Here is a 1,170-nt window from a genome sequence, read left to right as displayed (position 1 = left end):
CTAGCTGTAGGTTTTCCAGTTAGTTTCCATATTTCTTCCGAATATAGAAATCTAACTGTATGAAATCCATTTAGTTTGCATTTTTCGCCCTAAAGGATCCCTAACTGTGTGAACCCATATAGTTGTTGCTTAGTTGTTACTTTAGAGGATTCCGACTACATGCAATCCATTTAGTCTGCACATTTCGCTCTAGAGGATTCCAACTACATGAAGCCCATTTTCCTCCATGTTGTTAACCACTGTCATACCACGCCACACACACCGCCCACTAGAAGTCTCGTGAGGTGCGGAAAGAACCGAATGATGAAGAGTGCAGTTTATATAAGGCCGCTTTCGAGACCCTGTTTTGTAACTTCATAATAAAGAATTCTTGAACCCGTCCCGCGGATGATCGGCTTTAACCACCCTTTTTGACATAACCGTTTGAGATGAGCTACCGCCGTTCGATGATCGATGGAGAAATAATGGGAAACATCGATGGGCCGGATGGGTCGGGCTAGAAATAAGGAGTAGCGCAAGATTTCATTATCTGCAAAAAATACCCTTTCCACCTTGGTGTTCGCCGATTCATATCGATTAAGCACTATGCGCAGCAAATAGATGCAAAGATCAGGCCGATTAGCCACATCGTCATAAGCAAACGAAATAACATGGAATCCCATACCGCTCAAAAATGTTTCCCGATTCAGTTCGTTGCAATATTTTGTACGATCCATGTTGGCGACATGTTCACCGTAACCTTTAATTTCGATGAGAATTTTCCAGAGTTTTGGCGCAAACACATAATCGGCAAAGTATGACCTACCCCGCCAATCCACAACTTCGTATTCCGGATGCAAGTCATCAAAATGACCTTTTAAAGGCCACCATATATTTTTTGCAAACATGACCTCCGCGTGCCCATGGCCTCTTTCCAGTCTTCCGCGCCTTTCTCCTGTTCTTTTGTTCAGATGATACTCAATAAAAGTGGAGTGCGCCTCCTGAAATCCATTCACATTACCAACTCCCTAAATAAATTTGCTCCTTGGAAAAATAAAAAAACGCCCTCACTCATCAATAAGATGAATAAGGACGTTCTTCGTCACTTTCCTTCATTATACATGACCTATGCAGTTCAAGTAAGTAATTGGTAATCAGTCATAACGTCAATTGTTAGAAAATATTTCGCTA

The 1,170-nt window shown here is 41.8% G+C and carries 1 protein-coding gene; it reads right to left on the bottom strand.

Annotation, left to right across the window (positions count from 1 at the left end; translation table 11 throughout):
• Positions 1–317: 317 nt before the first annotated feature.
• Positions 318–995 (bottom strand): hypothetical protein, encoded by a 678-nt coding sequence (locus FS806_RS25220; RefSeq protein WP_144942098.1) that lies wholly within the window; start codon positions 993–995, stop codon positions 318–320.
• Between the last annotated feature and the right edge of the window lie 175 nt (positions 996–1,170).

The organism is Paenibacillus sp. 32O-W (assembly GCF_007679495.1).
Classification (GTDB): domain Bacteria; phylum Bacillota; class Bacilli; order Paenibacillales; family NBRC-103111; genus Paenibacillus_L; species Paenibacillus_L residui.
The sequence above is the reverse complement of the archived record's forward strand: the minus strand, read 5'-3'. Positions and strand labels throughout refer to the sequence as shown.